The organism is Bacillus sp. FSL R5-0443 (assembly GCF_038608285.1).
GTDB classification, from domain to species: domain Bacteria; phylum Bacillota; class Bacilli; order Bacillales; family Bacillaceae; genus Bacillus; species Bacillus velezensis.
The window spans coordinates 602,501-628,608 of sequence record NZ_CP152013.1 but is presented as its reverse complement, the minus strand read 5'-3'; the positions used below and the strand labels follow the sequence as shown (position 1 = coordinate 628,608).

Here is a 26,108-nt window from a genome sequence, read left to right as displayed (position 1 = left end):
ATCACAGCATTTCATTCATTTTTTCTGAAACAAAATCCCCTTCCGAATGCGTCTAATTAACGGAACAAATGGAAGACTGTACAGAAACCTGCCATAGCCATCCGCAAAACAGCGAGAATTTCCGCACACATTATTGGAGGAATACCATGTCAGACAAGTCACTGCATCACCGCTATATTCCCGGACTGGATGGACTTCGCGCCTTTGCCGTCCTCGCAGTTATCGCATATCATCTGAATTTTAACTGGGCCGACGGCGGTTTCATTGGTGTTAATATCTTTTTTGTTTTATCGGGGTATTTAATTACATCTATTATATTGCCTGCCCAAGGCAATGCCATCACCCTTGATTTGCGTGATTTTTGGGTGCGCCGGATCAGGCGGCTTCTGCCGGCGGCTTATCTCATGATTATCACGACGGTCATTTGGGTCGTATTGTTTAACAGCGAGCTCCTGCATACCGTACGCGGGGATGCGGTCTCCTCACTTTTTTACATAAGCAATTGGTGGTTTATCTTTCATCAGCTTTCTTATTTCGACAGCTTCGGCTCCCCTTCGCCATTAAAAAACCTTTGGTCGCTGGCGATTGAAGAACAGTTTTATATCATATGGCCCTTCCTGCTGCTTGCGGGAATGTACATATGTAAAACACGGGCCCGGCTTGCGGCCGCGGTCATGTTTCTCGCGTTATGTTCGGCAGTCGTAATGAGTATGATGTATGTGCCCGGCGGAGATCCGAGCCGCGTTTATTACGGGACGGATACCCGCTCATTTGAATTGCTGATCGGCTGCGCTTTAGCTTTAGTGTGGCCGATGAAACGATTATCTTCCAAACGGCTGCCGAGCAGCATGAAACACCTGCTTCACGGGACGGAGCTTGCCGCTTTTGCCGCGCTGCTGCTTTGCGTCTTTTACACGGATGAATATGAACCCTTCCTGTACAAGGGCGGCATGCTTTTGATCAGCATCACCGCAGCTGTTCTTGTCGCATGTTTATGCCATCCGAGCAGCTTTTTGGGACATGTTCTTTCATGGAAGCCGCTTCGGTGGATCGGAACGAGATCATACGGAATCTACCTTTGGCATTACCCGGTTTTCGTACTGAGCACACCCGTGCAGGAAATCGGAAATCCGGTTTATTGGCACTGCGCCGTCAGAATCGGCGCCACTTTCATTCTTGCCGAGCTTTCTTACCATTTCATTGAACAGCCGATCCGCACTGCGGGCTTCCGGCCATTTTTACGCCGCGTGTTTCTGAACCGCTTTCTGGAATGGAAGACGTCCTCTGTCATCAGCAGAATGTCGCTCGGCCTCATTCTTGCCGCCATTCTCGTATTTGCGGGCGGGCTGTCAGGAATAGCCGAAGAGAAAAAACAGCCGCAATGGACGTACGCGCAAAATGATCAGCAAGAAACCGCCGCCTCTTCGCATAAGACGGCCGATCACGATCAACCGGCAAAAGAAGATGACAGCAAGAAAAAACACGGCGGCGAAAAAACGGATACCGCGTCAGACAAAAACAAGAAAGAACCAACAGACAAATCAAATACAAAGAAAAACGAAGAGAAAAAGGAACAGTCATCTCAAAAAACGGCTGATCCAAAACAAACACAGCCTCAGCAAGACGTGCTGGCCATCGGTGACTCGGTGATGCTGGACATTGCGTCATACCTGCGGCAGTCCCTCCCTCATGTCACCATCGACGGAAAGGTAGGAAGACAAGTCTCTCAAGCACTCCAGCTCACTTCGGAATATGCGTCATTTAATCAGCCGAACAAGGCGGTCATCATCGAGTTAGGGACGAACGGCTATTTCACAAACAGCCAAATTGAATCACTGATCAGCTCCTTTTCAAAAGCCGATATCTATCTTGTCAACACACGTGTGCCGCGGCAGTGGGAAAGCAAAGTAAACGAGTCATTGCGCCGGCAGGCCGAGTCACGGAAAAATGTGACGCTTGTCGATTGGCACGCAAAAGCATTGCAGCACCCTGAATACTTCACACCGGACGGCGTCCATCTCATACCTGAGGGGTCTAAAGCGCTGACATCCCTCATCGTTCAAACAATGAAATCATGACAAAAAAAAGAGGCCCCAAAAAGGCCTCTTTTTCGTATATCGTCAGGCAAGCTTCTGTCCGCAATTCGGGCAAAAATTCGCGCCTTCCGTTTTCGTTCCGCAGTTCGGACAGAATTTCGGCTTAGCCGCTCCTTCCGAGCCGTTCGCCGATGCCGTCCCCTGATTCTGCTGACTTTGATTTTGCTGCGGCTGGTTCTGCTGATTTTGGTTCATTTGGTTCATCATTTGATTTGCCACATTCATTCCCATCATCATGCCCGCCATGTCTGAGGCGGCGCCGCTTCCGTTCATTTTGCCGGATGACATTCCGTCCGTCATGGAAATCTGCTGATAGCGGTTCACATCGCCCACCATGCCGTAAGAAGCGTTTTTCGTAATCATATCCTGAACTTCCTGCGGATAATTAAAGCTCATAATATTGAAGCCCGTAATCGACATGCCGTCTCCGATCAGCTGCATATCAAGATCTTCTTGAATCCCTTTTCCGATTTCAAAGGAATTCGACTGCAGATTGAACATGTCTTTTCCTTCTCTGGTGATCCATTTCATCAAAAGCTGATCGAGAATAGACGTAATCCGGATTTTAATGTCCTCCACTAAATAGCTGTCTTTGACACCCGCAATCTTATCAATCAATCCGATGTAGTCAATGACCTTGAAGTTAAATGTGCCGTTTGCGCGGATCGGCATACCGCCCGGCATACCTGCCGCCGGAATGTTGATAGCGTTTTTTGTGCCCCACTTCACGGTGAACTCCTTCGTATTCACAAACAGCACTTCAGCCCGCATGCCGCTGTTAAAGCCAAACTTAAACCCTTTTAGTGTAGATAGAAACGGAATGATTTCTGATTCGATATCATAATCGCCGTCATCACGGAAAATCCCTTCAATCTTCCCGTTGTATAAAAAGATGGCATCCTGTCCCGGCCGGATGATCAGACGGCTGCCTTTTTTAATTTCACGGTTGTTCCATTTATAGAAAACCATGTCATCTCTGAATTCTTCCCATTCCACCACATTTGCTAACTGATTTCTGAAAAAACCCATGTATGCTCAAATCCTTTACATATAATTTAAAAACTTCCCTTGCTTCCGCTGTAACTCGTGCCGCCCCTCGTGACTCCGCCGTCATTGTCATTATCTTTATCAGGCTTTTTTTCTCTTGTAACGTCGGTTCGGATATATGTGTCGTGCTGGCTCAGCACTTCAGACGTATCGTGATCCATATACGTGCTGCCGGTGACGGTGACCTTGCCGCCGGAATTGTACACCATCACAGTGACGGCGATGCCGGCCGCGGCTGCGGCAATAATGAGCTGAAACCACCATGTGAGCAGCAGATTGTCAGACTTGTCGTCCGGGCTTTTCCCCATATCTTTATAAGCCAACTTGATGTAGGTCTGAAACGCCTTTTCATAATGGCCTGCGGAAATATCTGACGAGATCGTATTTCTGATCGTATTCAGCCGGCTGTTATTCAAATACGTCTCCGCCTTTTTATATCCGGAGATAAATACTTCCCGCTTTTTCATATCAATGGTCAAAATCGCCGTGTTTCCGCTAAAATGACTGTCATAAAAATCACCGGCGTACTGCTCGATGTCCTTACCGCCCGTTCCGTTTGCGGTAAGAATGATAAAATCGGTATGGCGCTTTGCCCCGAGCTTCCCGGCCAATTCCTCAAGTTTCTTCGTTTCATCCTTCGTTAATAAATGAGCATTGTCATAAACATATTGCTTCTGTTCCGCGGCAGACGCCGATGTATGTAAACCAAAAGACAGCATCAGAAAAAGGACGAAGCAGAAGAGACACGCTTTTTTTATCGATACTTTCATCAAAAACCGCCTCCTATCATAAGTGAGACGAGTCTTAATGCTAAAAACGCACCGGCGGTTATGCCGCCGAACCACGCGGCCACTTTTCCGGCACTGATGGGCGGTTTGCCGACAACCTTGCCCGTCTGCCCGTTCATCGCAAAAATGTGCTCAGCCCGCTCATAGTCGTAGCTGACCATCCAGACCGGAAGCAGTACGTAAAAGCTGCTGATTTTATCGGTCTGAATCTGCTCATCCGTAATGTCAGCAGTCGTATATCCGGAGAAGGTGGATCTGATATAAGAATCAATATAATGGCTGATTTTATCCTTCGCCCGCGGAAAGAGATCGTCATCGGTATAATTGTACTTTTCCGCTATATATCCCGCTAAATAGGCCGTATTAAACTCCTTCAGCTCACTGTATGAGTAAGGCTCCAATTTGTCCATTAATTCATCACTCATTTTTTCTGAAGCGTCGACCGGAATTTTGAGATAATCAAGATTGATATCGCGGTACGCGTTGTAATACTCGGTCTCCGTCACCCGGTATTCTCCATCATCATAGTGATGCACTCTCGTACAAACGGCATTGACCTGAACCTTGCTGTTTAAATCAAACATCCAAAACGGCACGTACATGCCCGTTATGCTCTTCACCCGATCAGCAGACATAAATCCTTTCGGTGTCAGACGGCCGTTTCGGCACCACTTTTTAAAAGCGCTCATGGCTTCTTCTTTACTGATCGTAAAAGGAATCACCATCGAAGGCGCGAGATTTCCCGATAATCGGTCGGCGAGAACGGCGGCTCCTCCGCAAAACCCGCACGTCGTGGCCGTCGTTTCCGCCTCAGTCATTAATACCGCACCGCAATTCTCACACCGGTACTCGTTCGCCTCATTTTCAGAAAATCTCGTCGTTATATACTCTTTTGGCAGGCTCTCAATCTGATCCTGCCGCCCGCAGCTGTGACATGTCAGCATGCCGGATGAACTGTCAAAGACCATATCATCGCCGCAGTTCGGGCATTTATAAGAAATGATCATTCTGTTTCTCTCACTTTCTCTTTATATCGGACAAAGCTGCAGCCCGCTGTCTATTGATCTTTACTGAAAAGCATTTTCTGCTTGAGCGCCGCCAATTCATCATCGACACTGCTTTGATTGCTGTCATATTTAGCCGTCAGATCGTCAATATCGTCTTTCGGAGACGCGTTCAGCTCAGCCATCGCATTGGCATGATCAAGCGCTTGGTTGACCTTGTCTTCCATTCTGCCGAAAGCTGTCATCGATTGGCCCGCATTTGACACAGAGGACCCCAATTTGTTCATTCTCTCCTGCGTCTTTGCCACAGACCACTTCGCTTTGATGGCATTTCGGCGCGACTCAAGCTCTCCGATATCAGCGACAAGCTTGTCATGCATTTTGCGCATTTGAGACGCGTTGGAAGAAGCGAGCTGATAAGCCGTCTGCAGCTCAGTCAGTCTTGATTCAACAGCCGCTTTCCTTTCCAAAAACGTCCGCGCATCGGCTTCATTGCCGGCCTGCAACGCTTTCATCGCATAACTTTCCATCTTTTCGGCATCAGCCTGGCATTCTGTTAACGCTCTTTTCGCCCGCTGTTCCTCAGCCATGACAGAAGCCGTCTCCGCTTTCACTTTTCCTAAATCACTGTTCAGATTCCGCAAATATTGATCAACCATTTTTTCAGGGTTTTCAGCTTTGTCCAGCAGCGCATTGATATTGCTTGACATGATGTCTTTAAATCTTCCTAAAATACTCATTTTTCATTTTCCTCCCAAAATTAAATAGTAACAAGTTCATAGTTATCTATACTGTTTTTTTTCGAAAAAAGTTTCATTTTCTCATAAATTTATGTATTTTATATGAAAATAGTCTCATTCAGCCCATTTGTGCCGGCGGAAATTCTTTATGACCAGATACAGTGAGAACAAAAAATAAACAAACAGCCCGATCATCAACCCGCTCACTAACGGATAATGTTTCGCCGCATACACAAAGAAATCAAGCTGCGAAATCTGTTCAGGACTTGTAATCGTATCCGTCCCATTCAAAAGCTTTGAAAATTTCGCCGTATCATTCCAATCAAACGAATCAGAAACAAGCTCACTCCCCTGATACCAATTGACAGCGGCGAGACAAAGAAAACAAAAAACAGAAAACGCGCATTGCACAATAAGAAAAACATGTTTCATGAAAAACATTCCTCCGCGGTTCAATATCACAGGCCGACACACTATACATGACGGCAGCAGCAGAAACTTGGTTTTACTCAGAACTGATAAAAACGTGATTGTATGTACTTCACATCGGTTCAATTTACTGGATGCCTTTCTAAAGTATACCTTATATCGAAAAGGGTTTCAGGCCTAAATAAAAGAGGATGCTTCCCGAAGTCCGATGACTTTCAAGAAGCATCCTCGATATTTTACAGTGATACTTCAACCTCTTTTAAACTCGGCAAAGCATCGATCGCACCGATTTTGGTGCACACGAGCGCCCCCACCTTATTGGCAAATGAGACAATATCACGCAGCTTCGCAAAATCATCGGCTGCCGTCTGAATCTCATCCGTGCGCGCCAGCTGATACAGCGCCGCGCCGACAAACGCATCTCCCGCTCCCGTTGAGTCTATTGATGTCACCGGAATGCTCGGAATGATGTCAATATCCTTCCCATTTGAAAGAAGGGTCCCGCTTTTCCCGAGTGTCACCGCCACAATACCGGCCCCGAGCTCATGAAGAACCGCAACACCTTCTTTATGATCCTTCGCACCGCTGATGATCTCAAGCTCTTCGTCACTGACTTTCACAAAATCACTTACGGCAACGGCTTTTTTTGCGGTGTTTATAAACTCTGAAACTCTTCCTTTCCATAAATCCTCACGGTAGTTAGGATCGAAGGAAATAAACTGTCCATTATCTTTCGCAATCGACATCAGCCGTAAATAGGCTGAGCAAAACGGATCAGATAACAATGCTGTCGCTGATCCGAAATGAACGATTTTCGCATCGTTTACCTTTTCCAGATCAATATCATCCAGCGTAAACAAAGCGTCCGCTCCTCTGTTAAACACAAAGTCGCGCTCCCCATTTTGTTTTAATGAAACAAACGCAAGCGTTGTAGGCGCTTTCTCATCCATGACGAGCATAGAGGTATCGACGTGTACGGCGTCCAATGTCTGCTTCAGAAAATACCCGAACGGATCTTTGCCTGTTTTTCCGCTGAAAGCCGCGTCTCCGCCCAGCTTAGCAATCGCTGCCGACACATTCGCCGGTGCGCCGCCGGCACTTTTTAAGAAGTTGCGCCCTTTCGTCAAATCAACATCCACATCGGTACAAAAGAAATCAATTAACAATTCTCCAATACAAATAACAGATTGGCTTCTCACATTATCACACTCATTTATCAATTCTCGATTATAGTTTCAGTATAGTGCTTTCTGTCATAAATACAACCGTTTACATAGAATATTTTAAATTTTACGTATACTTATCTGGCAGCCCTTTGCTCCAGATCAGACATCATCTGCTGATATTTTTTTTCAGTTAAAGGATAAAAAGAAATAAGAATAATAGACAGCAGAATGAACAATCCCGGAATGAGCGCATTCATATTTTTAATCGCATTCAATGACGAGGCGGTCTGATCGGTATTCGCGGCATATCCGGCGATTCCGAGATAAACGGCCGAAAATGACCCGGCTAACGCAACTCCGAGCTTATTGATGAAACTCATGCTCGAAATCACCACGCCATCAGCCCGGACTCCGGTTTTCCATTCCGCATAATCGACACAATCGGCAACCATTCCCCAAGCAAGCGTATTTAAAGGCGTCGTGAAAAATCCCGAAACGAAAAGCCAAAAGAAAATAAGCGGCAGCGAAGAATACGATGTAAACTGAAGGCCCGCATAAGAAATCAGCGATAGCGCCGCCGTGATGATCATAACCTGCTTCCGGCCCCGCTTCTCAGAAAAGAAAGGAATAAACAGATTGCTGATCAGCGCTGCGCCGAAAAACAACACGGTTCCTAAAAACACAAATTCCTTATGGCTGACGTTATACGTAAAATAGTACACCATCGTGCTGAGCTTAATGTTAAACCCAATCGCAAACGCCAAAAATGCAGAAACCAAAATGAGCAAAGGCTTGTTTCGGAACAAAACGGACAACGTCTTTTTCATTCCTTGTTTTTTTCTTTTTTCAGGCTGAATCCGTTCCCGCACAGTAAAGAAGCTGAACAGATTCAATGCGATGCTCACCGCCGCATAGATGAGCGCCGTCATCTGAAATCCAAACGCCTGATCTTTCCCGCCGATGGCGTCCGCAAGCGGTGTCGCACAGGAAATCGATAACAGAATTCCGATATAAACCAAAATCATCCGGGTCGTCGTCAGAACCGTCCGTTCCTCCACGGAATTCGTCATCCGCCCCGTTAAGCTGTTGACCGGAATCGTCTGCATGCTGAAGGACATCCCAAGCAGAATATAAGTGATGTACGCATAAACCATGTTCCCCGTCTCGCCGAAATGAGGGGTCGTGAAGCATAAGAACGTAAATAGCGCAAAAGGAAACGCCACCCACAAAAGATACGGCCTTGCCTTTCCCCATCTTGTATTCGTCTTGTCTAAAATCACGCCCATAATCGGGTCAAAAATAGCGTCCAGCACCCTTACGATAAGAAACAAAGCTGCGATGACCGCAGGATTAATGCCGCCGACATCTGTATAGTAGAATAATAAGTATGCGTTTACAAACTGAAAGATAATATTGTACGACATATCGCCGAATCCGTAGCCGATCCGTTCCATCCAGGACAGGCCGCGATATTTCGTCTTTACTGCCGCTGCTTTTTCTGTTTCAATCATCATTTCCCACCCCAAGAATCCGTTTTCATTTTTGATAGGCAAGAGGGAGAATGCAAAGATCCTCCCCGTTCACTCAGCGATTTGGATACACCATCACTTTTAAGCATTCATTTTTGTATTGAAAGGCCCGTTCCATCGCCTCTTGCGTCTTCTCCAGCGGATATTGGTCCGTTACAAGATGCTTCGTGTCCACTAAGCCGGAAGCGAGAAATTCAATTCCCCTCGGATACGTATTCGCATAACGGAAGATTCCGTATATATCAATCTCGTTATCTGCAATAAACGGCACATTGAGCGGAATCTCGTTCTGAGAAGGCAAACCGACAATCGCCAGTTTTCCGCCCCGGCGCACGGAAGCCAGTGCGGATTGCAATGCCGCCGGATTCCCCGCTGTTTCCCAAGCAGCATCAACGCCCTTGCCATTCGTGATCGTTTTGATTTCTTCACCGGCGTCCTGTTCCCGGACATTGATGACATGCGTCGCGCCCATTTTCTTCGCGGCATCTAACCGCAGCGGCTCCAAGTCGGTCACAATAATTGTGCCTGCCCCGTATGCTTTCGCTGCCGCAACGGCCATCAGCCCCACAGGGCCCATTCCCATGATCGCAACCGTTGAACCGGGCTGAAGCTTCGTTCTCGAGGCCGCATGAATGCTGACAGAAAACGGTTCAATCAAAGCCGCATCTTCATAGGATAGTGAATCCGGAATCGAGAAAACAAAGTCCTGGCGCATTTTGATATATTGGACAAACGCGCCGTCAACCGGTGGTGTCGCCAAAAACTGTACATCCGGGCAAAGATTATAACGCCCTTCCTTACACGCCTCACAGCGTCCGCATGTGACACCGGGTTCGACGGCGACACGGTCTCCTACCTTGAATTGATCGACAGACGATCCGACGGCGGCAATTTCTCCCGCACATTCATGACCGAGGATAAATGGTTTTTCCACTACATAATTGCCTATTCTGCCATTTGTATAGTAATGCAGATCAGATCCGCAAATTCCGACAGCCATCACCTTAATCAACACTTCATCATGATTGATTTCAGGCACGGGCAATGTTTCGATTTTGATTTCTCTCGTGTTGTGCATAACCGCCGCTTTCATGTTTTGAGGCACTGTGTGAGTCATTTGGCAAAATCCTTTCTCTGCTTTGAAATGTAAGTGCATACATTTTTGTTTTCTCTGTTACTGCCCCTATTTTATCTGCTTTTCAAGACGTACAACAGCCTTTCCTGCTGTATAAAAGGACAGCGGCACTGTACTTTTTATTTTTTCATATACAAAAAACACTGAATTGATAAAATAGTACTAATAGGAGGTGCAGGCTAATGGCTGAACTTGAAAACCGGACACAATTTGCAGAACTGCTGGCACCTGCCGTCAAATCGCTGAAACTTCATCCTGATTATAAAGTCAGAAGGAAAAAGAACGAAAAAACAGGGCAGTCTTATATAGATCAAATCGCACTCCGATTAGGCGTTTCCTCTAACACGATCAAAAGCTGGATCGGACAGATGGGCGCAAACTACATTCCCGGACGAATTGACGACGGAAAGCTGTTCGGCATGATCTGGATCATTATAGAAAAGACTGACATGGATCCTGAATGGCTGACCGGCCTTCTGGAAAACACCACGATTCCCGTTATCAAGCCCGCATTGCCCGTTTGGACGGCGTCTTGTCTAAAAAAAGCAAAAATACTCCGGAAAGACGGATCATTCGGAGCACCGAGTGATGACGATGTTGAAAAAGCAGTAAAGCGGCTGTTTCATGACAGACTAAGCCACGAAACGAATGCGCTTACAAGAAAGTCCGTCACGCATAACTTACCGTCACGCCGGACGGGAAACTTTATCGGACGCAACTTTGATATAGAGGCGATTCGGCAATGGATGCTGTCTCCGTCACCGGTCTGTTTAATCACGGGCTGGGCCGGCATGGGAAAAACAACAATCGCTCTTGAAGCAGCCTACCTTTGTGCCGGCGGTTCACCAGATTGGCCGGCATTCAACAGCATCATCTGGATCAGCGCGGACTGGAAAGGATTGAGCTTCAGCGATTTTTTAAACACGATCGCCTATCAGCTCGGACGCACCGAACAAATCGACAAATCAATCAACGAAAAACGGTTCGTCGTCCGCAATGCATTAGCCGCTCATTCAAACGAAAAACCGGTATTGCTGATTGTTGACAGCATTGATACAGCTGAACGTGACATTCACGAATTTATCATCGGCCTTCCGCAAGGCGTAAAAGTCCTCCTTACGGCACGGGAAAACGTAAAACAGACATACCGGGACGGCCTCGGGGAACTGGCGGCCATCCAGCTGGGCGGCCTTGAACAAACGGATGCCCTTGATTTTTTTCATCAAGAAGTGCATCGCTGTCTGCAAACATGCAATCTCCCGCATAAACGGGAAAAGCTGGAGCAGCTGTTGCAGCTATCGCCTGACCTTAAGAATGAATTTGTCTCGGCAGCCGCCGGCAACCCGAAGGCCATGGCACTCAGCATTGCATACATGTCAGACGACGACATCCCCGCTCCCCAGCTCATTCAAGAGCTTAAACAAGCGGGTTACTCATTATTGGAATTGTTTGAGGTTCTCTTTGGCCGCACATGGGACAGATGTCATGAAGACACACGAAAACTATGGCAGACGCTTTGCTTTTTCGCTAAACCCCCTGACGAAAAAAGCTTGGCTCAAGCGGCCGGATTAGACGCCCGCCGTTTTCATTACGCGATTGAGCAAATGCGGTCATATGCTTTAATACAGCCGGAACGAAGCGAAGGAAGAATTCAATATTCAGCCCATCAAACTGTTGTCGCTTACGGAGAACAGCACTTATCCGAAAATCATGATTTTGCAAAAGAAGCCCGAAGCCGCTGGGCGCATTATTATATGGATTATGCGGAAACCCATATAAAACGGGAACAGCCCAATTCTGTCTATTGGAGCTACCTGCTGGGACGGAATTTAGAGCAAATGAAAAAGGAATGGCCGAATATCCTGAAGGTCATCGAATGGTCGAGCGAAACCGGACAACATGAAATCCTGATCAAACTCATCATCCGTATCAGCCATTTTCTAAGCAGAATCAGCCTGCCCCTGCGAATCGAATACGGATTAAAAGCTGCCGATGCCGCCCATCAATCAGGCGAACACACACGGGAAGCTTACTTTCGGATCGACACGGCAGGCTGGGCGCTGATGGAAGTCAACGATTCAGACGAAGCTCTCAGGCAAATAGAAGCCGGCCTGAAGATACTCGAACAATCAGGCGCGCCGGATCACGATGACTTGAAAGTATGGGGAATCGCCCTGCAAGCAAGGCTGCTGTTAAAAATCGGAGAACCGGACAAAGCGGCAGCAATGCTGGACGGCATCAAAGATCAGCCCGTCTCGCCCATTATCCGGCACAGGGTTCTTCTGGTCCGCGGCGACCTGAGTTTCGCCCGCTCTCACTACGAAGAAGCCATCACATTATACGAAGCGGCAAACACAACCAGCGCCGCATACGGCGGCGAAAAAACGATAGAAGCCTATTTTAACCTGGGCATGGCTTACGTCAAGTGTGATCAACTCGAAAAAGCGGAAAAAGCCTTTGAACAAATGCTCTATGACAAACACAACGCCAATCAAGTTGAACTGATTTACTATCATTACGGAATGGCACAGCTGTTGTATCGAAAAGGAGAAACTACGAAAGCGATAGAAGCTAATCAAAAGGCGATTCGTCTGATTGATTCGTGGGAGCCTGGGATTGGGATTCGGGGTGAGGTGGAGCAAATGGATATTCTCATTTAAAAGACAAATACATTGCGGCTAGCGGTAAGAGCTTTGAAAAACACTCATGACCTTGTTGTTTTTAAAGATAAAAAGGTATCTTTATCAGTACAGTAAATTGATTAAGATACCTTGATTGAAAAATTAATTTTTCACAGAAAACAAATTTCTAAAGTTAAACTTTTTAACAACAAGAGGTTAATACTTATACAGCCGTATTAATGCTGTACTGTAATATAATGTTTTAGTTCACCTGACCAATATCTTCCTCCCCAATCCTGTCCAACTTGCACATCATACTTACCTGCAGGAAGATTTTTCGTTGAAAAACTCACACGAAAATTACGTGAACCAATACTATGCGAAATATCTTTTCTGGCAAATACTTTACCTTTATTATTTAAGATAATTACTGAAAAGCCATTATCTAAATCCCTAGCCAAAGTACCCGTAACTACAATGGAAGTAGCACTTTTCGTATATGTATTAGCATCTGTTTTAAATTTGATTGTACCTTTCGAATCCATAGCTAAGGCTTCTGACCCACCTGCGAAAATAGCAACTCCCAAAAGTACTGCTGTAAACAGGGTCATTACTAACTTTTTCATCTTTAGAATTCCTCTTTTCTTTTTAATATTTTAAATCCAAAATTATAATAACATATTTTCCTAAAAAAAACAGAGGTTTTTCCATATCTTTCTTCCGAGAAATGAATAAGTATGATAGAAATTTATAATATTAATGCAAATTTAAGATTTTTGTGAAATGAAGCTTAAAATTTGAAGTATAGTATCATCTATAAAACCTTTGCCAAGGTGTCCTTCCAAGCGCCCAATGGATATGGGGTAGAAAACACAATGTGAATAACAGCATGATAAGTTCCTCATGTTTCCCCTTTCTCTTTCCTTCCATACTATTAAACAAGACTATTCTAATACCCTTGAACTGCATTTAAAATTGGTTTAGTGTTATTATTTAATAAAGATCTGTGCAATGAAAACTCTTTCTGTCCGATATACCCTTAAGTATTCCTAATCAACATTATGCTGGTGAGTTCAAATATTTCTTAATTCAAACTCTAGTTCTTCTGCTCTTTTTCAAGATCCAAACAAGTAATGCAATAAAAACGACGTTAATTAAAAACGCAGAAATAACATAAGTTTCATCTGAAACGCCAATATACTTCCCTTTCGATTCTAAGAGATTCCTTACTTGCTTACTCCATAAAGAACCATTCAGCGAACTATCGTCTGCTCCAAATGTAATTTGTGCTGTTTCCTTATTGCTGCTTGTAATATTAACACCATAAAATACTGTATACCTATTGTTATAAAAGATAGGCATATAAGAATAGTCAGAAACTAAAGGCTTTACCTTTTTGGCAGGTAATGCTACGTACAAAATCGCAGAATAATTACCTACCCCTGTTTCAAATTGCTCTGCTTTAATAAACTTCGTGTTTGAAGGTAGATCAATATTATAAAAATGCTCAAAAATTTGAATATCTTCTTCCGAAAAATCTGTTAATTGGTAGTAATGCGGATCAATAATACATTTATGAAAATACCATCCATTAAACAATAATAAACAGGCACTTATTAAAATTACTAATACTGCCTTATATATAATCTTTAACTGTATCACAATGATATGCGCCCCCTCATAATGTGCATTACTTTTGGGAAGAATTAATTATTCAGATTTTATTTTTCTTTAAGGCAATCTGCAAATGCTTGTGCAATTGTTTGACCATCCTCTTGGGTATAATTATTAACAGTAAAATGATGTTTAAATTTCAGATAGACAGGATTGTTGGTGTTTAAATAGCACTCTGCATCCTTAGTAACTGCTTCAAATGAATTATTAAATCTGTTTTTGGAAAATTGAGAGTATCTTGTACTATAGCCGATGCTAACTTAAATAAATTAGCATCATTCATTCGTAATTTGAGATGAATGATAGAAATAAAAAAAGCCCCTCACAAATTCATTGAACTTGTGAGAGACCTCGTATGGCATTACATCTGGCAACCCCTTATGTCCAAACAGGGATCATAATTTTTTACATCATGCCGCCCATACCGCCCATGCCGCCCATGTCAGGCATTCCTGCGCCGCCGGCGTTTTCTTCCGGTTTGTCAGCGACAACGGCTTCAGTTGTTAAGAGCATTGCTGCTACAGAAGCTGCGTTTTGCAGAGCAGAACGTGTCACTTTTGTCGGGTCAACGATACCTTTTTCGATCATGTTTACCCATTCGCCAGTTGCAGCGTTGAAGCCTACGCCGATTTTTTCGTTTTTCAGGCGCTCAACGATGACAGATCCCTCAAGACCAGCATTGTGCGCGATTTGACGGATCGGCTCTTCAAGCGCGCGAAGCACGATGTTGATACCTGTTTGCGCATCGCCTTCAGCTTCCACTGCAGCGACTTTGTTGTATACGTTGACTAGCGCTGTACCACCGCCGGATACGATGCCTTCTTCAACAGCTGCGCGAGTGGAGTTGAGTGCGTCTTCGATGCGAAGTTTACGCTCTTTCAGCTCAGTTTCAGTCGCAGCGCCGACTTTGATGACAGCTACGCCGCCAGCAAGTTTCGCAAGACGCTCTTGTAATTTTTCTCTGTCGAATTCAGAAGTTGTTTCTTCCACTTGAGCGCGGATTTGGTTGACGCGTGCAGCGATTTTTTCAGTGTCGCCGGCGCCTTCTACGATTGTTGTGTTTTCTTTCGTTACCACAACTTTAGAAGCGCGTCCCAATTGTCCGATTTCAGTAGATTTCAGATCAAGGCCTAAGTCTTCTGTGATTACTTCTCCGCCAGTAAGAACAGAGATGTCTTCAAGCATTGCTTTACGGCGGTCACCGAAGCCAGGAGCTTTAACGGCAACAGCGTTGAATGTGCCGCGAAGTTTGTTGACAACGAGTGTAGCAAGAGCTTCACCTTCAACATCTTCAGCGATCAGAAGCAATGGTTTGCCTTGCTGTACAACTTGCTCAAGCACAGGAAGGATTTCTTGAATGTTTGTGATTTTTTTGTCTGTGATTAAGATGTATGGATTATCGAGAACCGCTTCCATCTTATCAGAGTCAGTCACCATGTAAGGAGACGCATATCCGCGGTCGAATTGCATACCTTCCACAACTTCAAGCTCAGTTGTGAATCCTTTAGACTCTTCGATTGTGATGACGCCGTCGTTTCCTACGCGCTCCATTGCTTCAGCGATAAGGCTTCCGACTTCCTCATCAGCAGCAGAGATCGCAGCAACCTGAGCGATAGACTCTTTGCCTTCGATCGGCTTAGAAATTTCTTTTAAGTTTTCGATTGCTACAGTCACGGCTTGTTCCATACCTTTACGCACGCCGACAGGGTTAGCCCCCGCAGTTACGTTTTTAAGGCCTTCGCGGATCATAGCCTGCGCAAGTACAGTCGCAGTCGTCGTACCGTCACCGGCAACGTCGTTTGTTTTGCTGGCTACTTCAGCTACAAGCTTCGCACCCATGTTTTCAAACGCATCTTCAAGTTCAATTTCTTTTGCGATTGTCACACCGTCATTTGTAATTAACGGAGAACCGAATTTTTTCTCCAGAACCACGTTGCGTCCTTTTGGCCCTAAAGTTACTTTTACAGCGTCAGCAAGCGCATCGACACCGCGAAGCATAGCGCGGCGTGCTTCTTCACTAAACTTAATATCTTTTGCCATGTTAACGAAACCTCCTCGAATTTTTAAAAATATTTATTTGCTTAGCCGATTACAGCTAAAATGTCGCTTTCACGTAAGATTAAGTATTCAGTACCTTCGTATTTCACTTCAGTACCGGCGTATTTTGAGAAGATAATGCGGTCGCCCTCTTTTACTTCTAAAGCAACGCGCTCTCCGCTTTCCAACACGCGACCTGAACCGGCTGCCACGATTTTGCCTTCTTGCGGCTTTTCTTTTGCAGAATCCGGTAATACGATTCCGCTGGCAGTTTTTTCTTCAGATTCTACGAGTTCAATGACAACGCGATCACCTAATGGCTTTAACAATGTAATAACCTCCTCAATAGTATGAATATGTAATTTTAGCACTCAGCTCTAAAGAGTGCTAACACAGTTATTATAATAAAGAATCTCACTTCCAATTTCAAGTCATAAGAATAAAAAATTTTCACGCTTACATGATTCTCTCTCGCACTGATTTTCTCCTTTTTTCACGTCAAGTTCACTTGTGTTACAATAAGAACAAATAAGTTGATTTTATAGGATAAAGGAGTACATATCATTTGAGAAAACAGTATTGGTATATCATTTTGACATATGTTATCATGCAGCTTTCCGCATTGATCGGCATTCCTTTAATGTACAAATTCGGCTATGCGGGCGGGCACCCTACGAATGCGAATCTCACCATGGCTCAGGGGATTTATTCCGTCGTAAGCTTTTTTATCTGCCTGATTATCGTTCTCTTGATTTTGAGAACCGCGCCGAAGCAGACATTAAGAAACGGGAAGAAAGCATCCGCCGGCATGTCCGTTCTCTGGGCGGTCGCGGGAATATGGCTCGCTTTATTTTCTCAGGGAATCGCCGGGATGATTGAGCAGTATGTCTTTCATGTGGGCAGCGGTTCCGAAAACACGAAAGCCATTCTCAGCATTATTAAAGCCATGCCGCTCATGATTATCGTTTCTTCTATCGTCGGGCCGATTCTTGAAGAAATCATTTTCCGGAAGATCATTTTCGGTGTATTATATGAAAAAACGAATTTCTTTATCGCCGGACTGATCAGTTCCGTCATTTTCGGCATTGTGCATCAAGACCTCACGCACCTGCTGCTGTATACGGCCATGGGCTTTACCTTTGCGTTCTTGTATGTGCAGACGAAACGGATTATTGTGCCGATATTCGCCCATGTCATGATGAATACCATTGTCGTGGTCATGCAGCTCGGCCCCGCCCAAAAATATATTGAACAGCATAGTGAGCAAATGCAATTAATTATTGGAGGATTGTTTGTATGAGGAACCCAATGACTTGGGGCTTGATTTATTTCGCAGTCGGCTGTATCTTTACGTATTTGGCCGCAAGCTCTCCGGGAAGCATGTGGTCTTTTTATTCCATACTGCTGATGGTTTTCGCCGCTTATAATATCAGCATCTCGTTTAAAATGTTCGCTTTCTCATTTAAAGTGAAGAAAAACCAAAAATAAAAGAAAAGCCATTTCTCATCATTGAGAAATGGCTTTTTTTATGCTGATACGTCCTGATCGGATTCACTGCTGGTCTGCCTTTTCCGATACGCCGCTTTTGAAATCAGGATACTGATCTCGTATAAAATGCAAAGCGGAATGGTAATCATCAAGTGAGACAGCAGCTCAGGCGGCGCAATCATCGCGGCGATCACAAGCAGCACAAAATACGCGTACTTCCTGATCTTCGATAAAAACATCGGCGTGATCACACCGAGTCTCGTTAAAAACATGATCAGCACCGGCATCTGAAACAGCAGTCCGAACGGAATCGTCAGCTGCAGCAGAAAATGAAAGTACTCGGTGATCCCGATCACCTGGTTGACATCCAGGTCATTCGAAACCCGCTTCATAAAATCAACGACCAGCGGAAATAAAATATAATAAGAAAACGACACACCGCCGACAAACAGCACGATCGAAATCGGAATATAGCTGAGTGTTACTTTGCGCTCCTTCTCATACAGACCCGGGCTGACAAACGCCCAAATCTGATAGAGAATAATCGGCGAAGTCAAAATGATGCCGATGATAAACGCGAACTGCAAAAAGATAAACAGCGGATCCGTCAGGTTAAAAGCATTAAGGGTGAGCTCTTTTACTTCATCGGCTTTTTGAAGATACACAATGATAGGTTTTGCCAGAAAAAAGCCGGCAATAAAGAAAACCGTAAAGGATAACGCCACAATCAGCAATCGTTTCCGAAGTTCGGCAATATGCTCCACAAGCGTCATTTGATTCACTCTCATACGCGTCATCCTATCTTACTGTTCTTCTTTCTTTTTTTCCTCTTCTTCACCGGCTAATCCCTTAGTAGCGTTCTTAAATTCACGAAGCGTGTCCCCCGCCGCTTTTCCTAATTCGGGAAGCTTCTTCGGACCGAAAATAATCACCGCTACCACACCGATAACCGCCAGGCTTCCAGGACCGATCATGTGCAGCTCCTCCTTTCGCTATTCAATTTCTTCCAAAACAGAATAATGCTTCAAGAAATAAACCAATGATTGAAGCTCTACAGCTAAATCTATATGATGAATTCGAATGTGATCCGGCACATTCAAACGGGCCGGCGTAAAGTTAAGGATCCCCTTGATTCCGAGCGACACGAGCCGGTCGGTGATTGACTGGGCGGCAACCGCAGGAACGGTAAGAATCGCCACGGGTTCATCCTTAATGTGAAGCTCTAAATCATTAAGATCAAAGACAGGCACACCGCCTACCTCAGTTCCTATTTTACTCTGATTCACATCAAAAGCCATAGATATTTTTGTGTTATTATTTTTTGTGAAATTATAGTGAAGAAACGCCGTCCCTAAATTCCCGACACCGATCAAAATGACGTTCGTCGTTTCATCCTGATCCAGTGTTTTTCTGAAAAATGACAGCAGGTAATCCACATTATAGCCGTATCCTTTTTTGCCGAGCGCCCCGAAATAGGAAAAATCCCGGCGGATCGTGGCCGAATCGACTTTTACCGCGTCGCTCAGTTCAGCTGATGAAACGCGCTGTTTTCCTGACGCGTGTAAATTCTTTAAAAAGCGATAATAAAGCGGCAGCCGTTTTGCCGTCGCCTGTGGAATTTTTGATTGATCCTTGTTCATGATTGGTCCTCCACTTTATACTCAGATGCATCTCTTTTAAAATCACCGTTTTTGCCTCCTGTCTTTTCCATGAGGCAGGTCGGGCCGATGACCATTCCTTTATCCAGCGCCTTGCACATGTCATAAACGGTCAAAGCGCAGACTGAAGCGGAAGTTAGCGCTTCCATTTCCACACCTGTACTCCCTTTCGTTTTTACGCTTGCCTGTATATGAAGAACGGCTTCGGAATCCTTTTCCTCCCAGCCGAATGAAATGTCGACGCTGCTTAAAGAAAGCGGGTGGCACATCGGGATAATCGCTGACGTCTGCTTTGCGGCCATAATTCCTGCCACCTGTGCGACAGCCAGCACGTCTCCTTTTCCGATCTCGCGGTTTTTGATTCTGCTGTACACGTCATGCTTCATGTGTACGCTGGATATCGCAGCGGCAGTACGGACTGTTGAAGATTTATCGCTTATATCCACCATGCGGGCACGGCCTTCTTCATTAAAATGAGAAAATCCATTCATATTTAAACTCTCCTTACTTCTGATCATACACTATTTTCTCCCTGATGTCTTATCCTATAATGTTCCAATTCTGATGTATTGTTTGCTGACAGCAGGTTGATAAGCTACACTTAACTTATTATAACAGAGGTGAAATAATATGATGATCTTACAAATTAATCAGCTATCCAAATCTTTTGGCGCTGATCCTATTTTAAACAATATAAAGCTTGAAGTCAGATCTCGGGATCGCATCGCCATAGTAGGCAGAAACGGAGCCGGCAAATCAACTCTCCTTAAAATTATCGCAGGTCACCTTTCATATGAAAAGGGTGAATTAATCAAACCGAAAGAATTAACGATGGGATATCTCGCCCAGCACACAGGCTTGGAATCCCAGCTTACCATAAAAGAAGAACTGCTGAGCGTTTTTGATTTCCTGAAAGCAATGGAAAAAGAGATGCGCTCTATTGAAGAAAAGATGGCCACGGCCGCCCCCGCGGAGCTTGAGACGCTGATGAAAACCTATGACAGGCTTCAGCAGGATTTCAAGGATAAAGGCGGCTATCAATATGAAGCGGATGTCCGATCTATCCTTCACGGCCTCGGCTTCGGAAAATTTGACGATTCCGTGAAAGTGCAAAGCCTGAGCGGCGGTCAGAAAACAAGACTTGCGCTCGGAAAACTGCTGCTGACCCAGCCTGATCTCCTTATTCTGGATGAACCGACGAACCATCTCGACATCGATACGCTTACATGGCTTGAGCATTATTTACAGGGATATTCAGGCGCCATCCTGATCGTTTCCCACGACAGATACTTTCTTGATAAAGTCGTCAGCCAAGTGTACGAGGTCTCACGGACAGAAAGCAAAAAATACCTCGGCAACTACAGCGCCTATTTAGAACAAAAAGCTGAGCAGTATGAGAAAGACCTGAAGCTGTATGAAAAACAGCAGGACGAAATCGCCAAGCTTCAAGATTTTGTCGACCGCAATCTGGCCAGAGCTTCTACAACGAAAAGAGCCCAAAGCAGAAGAAAACAGCTTGAACGGATGGACGTCATGGCAAAGCCGCTCGGGGATGAAAAATCAGCCGCCTTCCGTTTTGACATTACAAAACAGAGCGGAAACGACGTCCTGCGCGTACAGGATGTTTCCATCAGCTATGACGGCCAGCCGCCGCTCTTGAAAAACCTGACCTTCGGCATTACAAGAGGCGAAAGCGCCGCCCTCGTCGGACCGAACGGAATCGGCAAATCAACCTTGCTGAAAACCATTATGAACACGCTCAGCCCCGAATCCGGATCGATCACGTACGGTTCCAATGTCACAATCGGCTATTATGATCAGGAGCAGGCTGAACTGACCTCGTCCAAACGCGTGCTGGACGAGCTGTGGGATGAATATCCGGACATGCCGGAAAAAGAGATCAGGACATGCCTCGGCAACTTCCTGTTCAGCGGAGACGATGTCCTGAAACCTGTCCGTTCTCTAAGCGGCGGTGAGAAAGCAAGAGTCGCGCTTGCCAAGCTGATGCTGCAAAAAGCAAACTTTCTCATCCTTGATGAACCGACAAACCACCTTGATCTGGACAGTAAAGAAGTGCTGGAAAACGCCCTGATCGACTACCCGGGAACACTGTTATTTGTATCGCATGACCGCTACTTTATTAACAGGATCGCCACAAGGGTGCTGGAGCTGTCTCCGGATCATGCAGAAGAATATTTGGGTGACTATGACTATTACACCGAGAAAAAAGCCCAGCAGCTGGAACTGGAAGAAATGAAGCGGCAGGAAAAGGAGCAGGCTCAGCCTGCCGGCAAGGTCAAACAGGATACGAAAAGAACTTACGAGGAAGAAAAAGAATGGAAGAAGAAAGAACGGCAGCGCCTGAGACGCATTGAAGAAATTGAAGCTGCCGTCTCATCCGCCGAAGAGAAAATCAGCGCCAATGAGGAGCTGCTGTGCGATCCTGACGTGTATCAGGATCATGAAAAGGTACAGACCATTCACGCGGAGAATGAAGCTCTGAATCAAGAGCTCGAAAACTTATTAGCAGAATGGGAGGAACTCTCCTCAGAAGAATAGAAAACGTCAAGCACCTCTTTAAGGGGTGCTTTTTTATCCACAGCTATCTTCCTTGTCAGCCATGTAAGTAAGCGTTTTATACACACTATCCACAAAATTTTCTGACTTTATCCACTTTACTAACAACTTGCAGCCCCTTATCCAGCCTGGATTTCTGAACGTATTCACAATCCTGTGGATATGTTCGAATTATCTGTTAATAAGTAAAAAAAAGCCTCACGTTTTACAACGTGAGACGATCAAAGGATGTTAATTCCAAACCGGGCTGTCCGTTCATATCATATGAGCCCCGAATCCCCTTTTCAAAAGCAACGGTTCCGGCAGCCGCAATCATCGCTGCATTGTCCGTACATAAGGAAAGCGGCGGGATGACAAGCTCGGGATCTCCCGAATGACTGAATTCCTGCTGCAGTGCGGCTCTCAGCCCTTTGTTAGCGGCTACGCCCCCTGCCAGCAGCACTTGTTTAACCCCGTATTCTTTCGCGGCCTTAGAGGTTTTTGCCGTCAGTACATCAATGACACTCTGCTGAAAGCTTGCGGCAAGATCCTCAGGAGGAATCACCTCATTTTTTTGCGAGGCGTTATGAAGCGTGTTAATCACGGCTGACTTCAGGCCGCTGAAGCTGAAATTGTAAGACCCTTCTTCCAGCCACGCACGCGGAAGCGGAATGGAATCCGTTCCCACAGCAGCCAGCTTATCAATCTGCGGCCCTCCCGGATAAGGAAGCCCCATCGTTCTTGCCACTTTGTCGTAAGCTTCGCCTGCGGCATCATCCAGCGTTTCACCGATAACCTCGAATGAACCGTGCTCTTTCATATAAACCAATTCCGTATGTCCGCCTGACACAACCAAAGCAAGCGCCGGGAATTGAAGCTCTCCTATCAGCCTGTTTGCATAAATATGGCCCGCGATGTGATGGACGCCGACTAACGGTATTTGATGGGCAAAGCTTAACGCCTTTGCCGCATTGACTCCGATTAACAGGGCTCCGACAAGTCCGGGTCCTTCCGTTACGGCAATCGCATCAAGGTCATCAAAGCCCATCTCCGCTTTTGAAAGAGCTTCCTCAATCACAAGGGTAATCTGCTCCACATGATGTCTGGACGCTATTTCAGGCACGACCCCGCCGAAACGTTTATGGCTTTCAATTTGAGAAGCGACAACGTTTGAAATAATTTCATTCCCGTTTTTTACGACTGAGGCTGCTGTTTCATCACAACTTGTTTCGATTCCTAGTACATAAATATCTTGTTTTTCACTCATGTAATGTCACCCACATTAATAACGCATCTTCTCCGTTATCTGTATAGTATTGTTTTCTGATTCCTCCGGCCTGAAGACCGAATTTTTTATATAAGGATTGGGCGGGATGATTTGAGACCCTGACTTCGAGAGAGAGCCTTCTTGCCTTTTTTTCTCTGCACAATTCTATCGCAGAGCGAAACAGCGCTTCTCCCAATGATTGGCCCCGATATTCCGGCTTAATGGCTATGTTCGTGATCTGCGCGTCATCTATAATAATCCAGATTCCGCAATACCCCGCCAGACAGCCGTCCTTTTCAATGACAAGGTAGTGAGCATACGGATTTTCCAAAAGCTCATGATAAAATGAATCCTTCGTCCACGGAGAAGTAAAGGATGCTGTTTCAATTTCATAAATTTGATCAATATCTTCCGGACGCATGCTTCGAATCGCCGTTTTCGTTTTCATCCCTATCACCCTATTTTTGAGATTCCATCCATTTCGCTTCAGCCTCTGCCAGACGCAAATAATCCGGAACAAGGCTGTGGACATCCGCTTCCTCTTTTTCCAAGCCTAAAAACGCCAGCTCTGACGGCCGCGGATTATGCTGTGCAGCCGTTCCAATCACTGCTTGAGATGTCAGCTCATGCAGAATGGTTTCTTCATGAATGGCTGTATCGTGCCCTAAAAATAAAACCGGAGACGCTTTTTCTTTCAGCATGCCGAGCCAATCAGTCAAAAGGACATTCTGATCAGGAAGAACGGATTGTAATCGGCCGTCCTGATATTCATAAAGTCCCGTATATACCTGTCCGCGCCGGGCATCAAATAACGGGCAGATCAGTCCTTGAAAGTGCCGTCCGTTAGCCGCCAGCACCTCCAGACTCGAGACAGCGGAAACCGGAAGCTTCAGCGACCATGCCAATGTTTTTGCCAGCGTCACACCGATTCTGACACCTGTGTACGAACCCGGTCCTTTCGCCACCGCTATTTTCGTAAGGTCCTGCGGTGTTAGGCCGCAATCCTTCAGCAATGAATTGACAGCAGGCATGGCCCGCACGGAATGATTCTTTTTTAAATATGTAATATACTCCGCCATCACCGTTTTGTCACGAACGAGCGCGGCACCCAACGTGTAATTTGACGTATCAATTGCCAGTATTGTCATGTTTATTTATCTCCTCACAAAGCGTTTCATACCGTGTTCCGCAAGCCGTAAAGGTAATGTCCCTTGCCTCATCACCGGCTCTTGTGATGACGATCTGCAGCCGTTCAGCAGGCAGCTGATCCTGAATTAAATGAGCCCATTCAATTAAGCAGACGCCTTGTCCCTCAAAATATTCTTCAAGCCCTAAGTCTTCGCTTTCATCCTCCATACGATACACATCCATATGATATAGAGGAAGCGAACCGTCATGGTATTCTTTTATAATTGTAAAAGTCGGGCTGTTTACCACTCTCGTGATTCCCAGTCCTTCGGCAAAACCCTTTGTAAAAGTCGTTTTTCCCGCGCCTAAGTCGCCTTCCAGTGTCAAAATGTCTCCCGGCTTTGCCAAAGAAGCGGCAAGCTTGGCTACGGCTTTCGTTTCTTCGGGGTTTTTCGTTCTCCATTGTAATGTCTTCAAAGTGAGTCACCCGTCTTATTTAAAATGATTGTATCCTTTTTTCTCAAGGACGATTTGTCTCTGATCATTGGCTGTCAAAAGAACACATGCTTCCTTCCGTTCAGTTACCGCTCCTATCTTTGCAATCGGAATGCCCGATTGAGTGCAGTAATCAAGCAAAGAAATCCACTCTTGCTGAGAAACCGTTCCAACCAATTCAAAATCTTCACCGCCGAATAACACCCATTTTTTCCACTCAGAATCTGCCTCAGGCAAATCCGGATGCACCGGCAGAAGTTGTTCTTCAATTTCTATCGTAACTGAACTTGCCCCAGCTATTTCATGCAGCTCACTAGCCAATCCGTCACTGATATCATTCAGAGCCGCGCGCTGAAGCTGAGAGCAGAAGCGGCCGACCTGAACTCTCGGAACGGGCCGTTTATGTTTTCGGATAAAATAATCAGTCGTATGAAAAGCAGAAGGGAGTGTTTCTCCCAATAAAAGGGACAGTCCTGCTGCGGACGAACCGATATCCCCTGTAACAAACACAACATCTCCGGGTCTTGCCGAGCTTCGCAGACAAGCGCAATCCTTCTCAACTTCTCCGATGACAGTAACGGTAATTACGGCTTGACCGGAAGCGGAGACGGTATCTCCCCCGATCAAATCCATTTGATATAGTTTCGCCAGTTCCGCCATTCCTTCATACATTGCCTGGACGTCCGCTTTCTGCCAGCAAGAAGGAACCGCTAGAGACACCAAATAAAACTTCGGAATGCCTCCCATCGCCGCCACGTCACTAATGTTAACAGCAAGCGCCTTATAACCGATATCATGAGGAGAGGAATACTCTAATTTAAAATGGACATTCTCCACCATTGTATCAAGGCAGACAATTTGCTGCATATGGGGTGATGCTGTATAAACCGCACCATCATCACCGATCCCTACATCGACGGAAGGATGATAATGCGAATGCGGCGTAATACTGTGAATCAAATCAAACTCATCCATATATCTCCCGTCTCCCTTTCTGACGCTCTTGTGAAATACAGCTCTTTCTAGTGTATCGGATTATGTTTCAATATCCAAGACTTTAACGATATAAAAGAAAGCTTGGTTAGATACCAAGCTGCCAGCATTTAAAAGAAAACACAAAAAAAAACGAAAACATGATCGTTTCGTTTACAATAAAAATGGCGGTCCGGACGGGACTCGAACCCGCGACCTCCTGCGTGACAGGCAGGCATTCTAACCAACTGAACTACCGGACCATTTATTTTTTTGGT

The 26,108-nt window shown here is 45.5% G+C and carries 26 protein-coding genes and 2 tRNA genes (1 of these 28 cut by a window edge); 5 read left to right on the top strand and 23 right to left on the bottom strand.

From position 1 onward, the window contains the following. Positions 1 to 146 precede the first annotated feature (146 nt). Positions 147 to 2,078 carry an acyltransferase family protein gene (locus NYE28_RS03300; RefSeq protein ID WP_337681339.1) on the top strand — a complete coding sequence of 644 codons (1,932 nt, stop codon included), beginning with the start codon at positions 147 to 149 and terminating at the stop codon, positions 2,076 to 2,078. A 42-nt stretch (positions 2,079 to 2,120) separates the two neighbouring features. On the opposite strand, the gene NYE28_RS03295 is transcribed toward NYE28_RS03300, so the two are convergent. The 8 genes from NYE28_RS03295 to gutB form a co-directional block, all read right to left on the bottom strand. Then, a complete protein-coding gene (locus NYE28_RS03295; protein ID WP_337681338.1) occupies positions 2,121 to 3,125 on the bottom strand; it encodes an SPFH domain-containing protein in 1,005 nt (334 codons plus the stop codon). 26 nt (positions 3,126 to 3,151) lie between these two features. Then, positions 3,152 to 3,913, bottom strand: coding sequence for a TPM domain-containing protein (locus NYE28_RS03290; RefSeq protein ID WP_099566460.1), 762 nt, complete (start codon positions 3,911 to 3,913; stop codon positions 3,152 to 3,154). Continuing rightward, complete coding sequence (locus tag NYE28_RS03285) at positions 3,913 to 4,938, bottom strand: TFIIB-type zinc ribbon-containing protein (RefSeq protein WP_007609808.1); 1,026 nt, start codon at positions 4,936 to 4,938, stop codon at positions 3,913 to 3,915. The genes NYE28_RS03290 and NYE28_RS03285 overlap by 1 nt, the downstream gene beginning before the upstream one ends. Before the next feature lie 50 nt (positions 4,939 to 4,988). Further along, on the bottom strand, positions 4,989 to 5,675 hold the full coding sequence (locus NYE28_RS03280; protein ID WP_015239300.1) for a PspA/IM30 family protein: 687 nt from the start codon (positions 5,673 to 5,675) through the stop codon (positions 4,989 to 4,991). A 114-nt stretch (positions 5,676 to 5,789) separates the two neighbouring features. Continuing rightward, positions 5,790 to 6,107: a YjdJ family protein gene (locus tag NYE28_RS03275; RefSeq protein ID WP_015239299.1), complete on the bottom strand. Its 318-nt coding sequence runs from the start codon at positions 6,105 to 6,107 to the stop codon at positions 5,790 to 5,792. 233 nt (positions 6,108 to 6,340) lie between these two features. Continuing rightward, positions 6,341 to 7,303, bottom strand: coding sequence for a carbohydrate kinase (locus NYE28_RS03270; RefSeq protein ID WP_100001269.1), 963 nt, complete (start codon positions 7,301 to 7,303; stop codon positions 6,341 to 6,343). A gap of 101 nt (positions 7,304 to 7,404) precedes the next feature. Beyond that, complete coding sequence (locus NYE28_RS03265; protein WP_342490293.1) at positions 7,405 to 8,781, bottom strand: MFS transporter; 1,377 nt, start codon at positions 8,779 to 8,781, stop codon at positions 7,405 to 7,407. Positions 8,782 to 8,854: 73 nt separating this feature from the next. Further along, a complete protein-coding gene (gene gutB / locus NYE28_RS03260) occupies positions 8,855 to 9,916 on the bottom strand; it encodes a sorbitol dehydrogenase (protein ID WP_342490292.1) in 1,062 nt (353 codons plus the stop codon). A gap of 200 nt (positions 9,917 to 10,116) precedes the next feature. Here gutB and NYE28_RS03255 point away from each other — a divergent pair, with 200 nt between their 5' ends. Next, positions 10,117 to 12,594, top strand: a complete 2,478-nt coding sequence (locus tag NYE28_RS03255; RefSeq protein WP_342490291.1) for an NB-ARC domain-containing protein — start codon at positions 10,117 to 10,119, stop codon at positions 12,592 to 12,594. Between the two features lie 197 nt (positions 12,595 to 12,791). On the opposite strand, the gene NYE28_RS03250 is transcribed toward NYE28_RS03255, so the two are convergent. From NYE28_RS03250 to groES, 4 genes are all read right to left on the bottom strand, one after another. Beyond that, the gene (locus NYE28_RS03250; RefSeq protein ID WP_025284353.1) at positions 12,792 to 13,181 is read right to left on the bottom strand and encodes a hypothetical protein; all 390 of its coding nucleotides are present in this window, start codon (positions 13,179 to 13,181) and stop codon (positions 12,792 to 12,794) included. 463 nt (positions 13,182 to 13,644) lie between these two features. After that, positions 13,645 to 14,217: a hypothetical protein gene (locus NYE28_RS03245; RefSeq protein WP_025284352.1), complete on the bottom strand. Its 573-nt coding sequence runs from the start codon at positions 14,215 to 14,217 to the stop codon at positions 13,645 to 13,647. A 417-nt stretch (positions 14,218 to 14,634) separates the two neighbouring features. Then, positions 14,635 to 16,269 carry a chaperonin GroEL gene (gene groL, locus NYE28_RS03240; RefSeq protein ID WP_003155941.1) on the bottom strand — a complete coding sequence of 545 codons (1,635 nt, stop codon included), beginning with the start codon at positions 16,267 to 16,269 and terminating at the stop codon, positions 14,635 to 14,637. A gap of 41 nt (positions 16,270 to 16,310) precedes the next feature. Beyond that, the gene (gene groES, locus NYE28_RS03235; RefSeq protein ID WP_003155970.1) at positions 16,311 to 16,595 is read right to left on the bottom strand and encodes a co-chaperone GroES; all 285 of its coding nucleotides are present in this window, start codon (positions 16,593 to 16,595) and stop codon (positions 16,311 to 16,313) included. A gap of 236 nt (positions 16,596 to 16,831) precedes the next feature. Between groES and NYE28_RS03230 the strand changes: the two genes are divergently transcribed. Together NYE28_RS03230 and NYE28_RS03225 are read left to right on the top strand one after the other, a co-directional pair. Further along, positions 16,832 to 17,566: a type II CAAX endopeptidase family protein gene (locus NYE28_RS03230; RefSeq protein WP_007408860.1), complete on the top strand. Its 735-nt coding sequence runs from the start codon at positions 16,832 to 16,834 to the stop codon at positions 17,564 to 17,566. After that, the gene (locus NYE28_RS03225; RefSeq protein WP_003155975.1) at positions 17,563 to 17,754 is read left to right on the top strand and encodes a YdiK family protein; all 192 of its coding nucleotides are present in this window, start codon (positions 17,563 to 17,565) and stop codon (positions 17,752 to 17,754) included. Before NYE28_RS03230 ends, NYE28_RS03225 begins: the two co-directional genes overlap by 4 nt. Positions 17,755 to 17,792: 38 nt before the next feature. On the opposite strand, the gene tatC is transcribed toward NYE28_RS03225, so the two are convergent. Genes tatC through moaC form a run of 4 tightly spaced genes read right to left on the bottom strand, consistent with a single transcriptional unit; the run spans position 17,793 to position 19,903 of the window. Beyond that, on the bottom strand, positions 17,793 to 18,551 hold the full coding sequence (gene tatC, locus NYE28_RS03220; RefSeq protein WP_094032596.1) for a twin-arginine translocase subunit TatC: 759 nt from the start codon (positions 18,549 to 18,551) through the stop codon (positions 17,793 to 17,795). A gap of 6 nt (positions 18,552 to 18,557) precedes the next feature. After that, positions 18,558 to 18,728, bottom strand: a complete 171-nt coding sequence (locus tag NYE28_RS03215) for a twin-arginine translocase TatA/TatE family subunit (RefSeq protein ID WP_003155981.1) — start codon at positions 18,726 to 18,728, stop codon at positions 18,558 to 18,560. Between the two features lie 18 nt (positions 18,729 to 18,746). Then, the gene (locus tag NYE28_RS03210; RefSeq protein WP_003155984.1) at positions 18,747 to 19,394 is read right to left on the bottom strand and encodes a redox-sensing transcriptional repressor Rex; all 648 of its coding nucleotides are present in this window, start codon (positions 19,392 to 19,394) and stop codon (positions 18,747 to 18,749) included. Beyond that, entirely contained in the window at positions 19,391 to 19,903 is a 513-nt protein-coding gene (gene moaC, locus NYE28_RS03205) for a cyclic pyranopterin monophosphate synthase MoaC (protein WP_003155986.1), read from the bottom strand. Before moaC ends, NYE28_RS03210 begins: the two co-directional genes overlap by 4 nt. A gap of 139 nt (positions 19,904 to 20,042) precedes the next feature. Here moaC and NYE28_RS03200 point away from each other — a divergent pair, with 139 nt between their 5' ends. Beyond that, the gene (locus NYE28_RS03200; RefSeq protein WP_015239290.1) at positions 20,043 to 21,971 is read left to right on the top strand and encodes an ABC-F family ATP-binding cassette domain-containing protein; all 1,929 of its coding nucleotides are present in this window, start codon (positions 20,043 to 20,045) and stop codon (positions 21,969 to 21,971) included. A gap of 223 nt (positions 21,972 to 22,194) precedes the next feature. Here NYE28_RS03200 and tsaD read toward each other — a convergent pair whose 3' ends face one another. The 7 genes from tsaD to NYE28_RS03165 form a co-directional block, all read right to left on the bottom strand. Continuing rightward, positions 22,195 to 23,235 (bottom strand): tRNA (adenosine(37)-N6)-threonylcarbamoyltransferase complex transferase subunit TsaD, encoded by a 1,041-nt coding sequence (gene tsaD / locus NYE28_RS03195; RefSeq protein ID WP_020955419.1) that lies wholly within the window; start codon positions 23,233 to 23,235, stop codon positions 22,195 to 22,197. Continuing rightward, positions 23,228 to 23,683 (bottom strand): ribosomal protein S18-alanine N-acetyltransferase, encoded by a 456-nt coding sequence (gene rimI / locus NYE28_RS03190; RefSeq protein ID WP_003155993.1) that lies wholly within the window; start codon positions 23,681 to 23,683, stop codon positions 23,228 to 23,230. Before rimI ends, tsaD begins: the two co-directional genes overlap by 8 nt. Positions 23,684 to 23,693: 10 nt before the next feature. Continuing rightward, the gene (gene tsaB / locus NYE28_RS03185) at positions 23,694 to 24,383 is read right to left on the bottom strand and encodes a tRNA (adenosine(37)-N6)-threonylcarbamoyltransferase complex dimerization subunit type 1 TsaB (protein ID WP_007408854.1); all 690 of its coding nucleotides are present in this window, start codon (positions 24,381 to 24,383) and stop codon (positions 23,694 to 23,696) included. Then, the gene (gene tsaE / locus NYE28_RS03180; protein ID WP_007408853.1) at positions 24,364 to 24,840 is read right to left on the bottom strand and encodes a tRNA (adenosine(37)-N6)-threonylcarbamoyltransferase complex ATPase subunit type 1 TsaE; all 477 of its coding nucleotides are present in this window, start codon (positions 24,838 to 24,840) and stop codon (positions 24,364 to 24,366) included. Before tsaE ends, tsaB begins: the two co-directional genes overlap by 20 nt. Before the next feature lie 15 nt (positions 24,841 to 24,855). Then, positions 24,856 to 25,833: a thiamine-phosphate kinase gene (gene thiL, locus NYE28_RS03175; RefSeq protein WP_080131033.1), complete on the bottom strand. Its 978-nt coding sequence runs from the start codon at positions 25,831 to 25,833 to the stop codon at positions 24,856 to 24,858. 183 nt (positions 25,834 to 26,016) lie between these two features. Then, positions 26,017 to 26,093, bottom strand: a tRNA-Asp gene (locus NYE28_RS03170). A gap of 11 nt (positions 26,094 to 26,104) precedes the next feature. Continuing rightward, positions 26,105 to 26,108 (bottom strand) — tRNA-Met (locus NYE28_RS03165) (it continues 73 nt past the right edge of the window).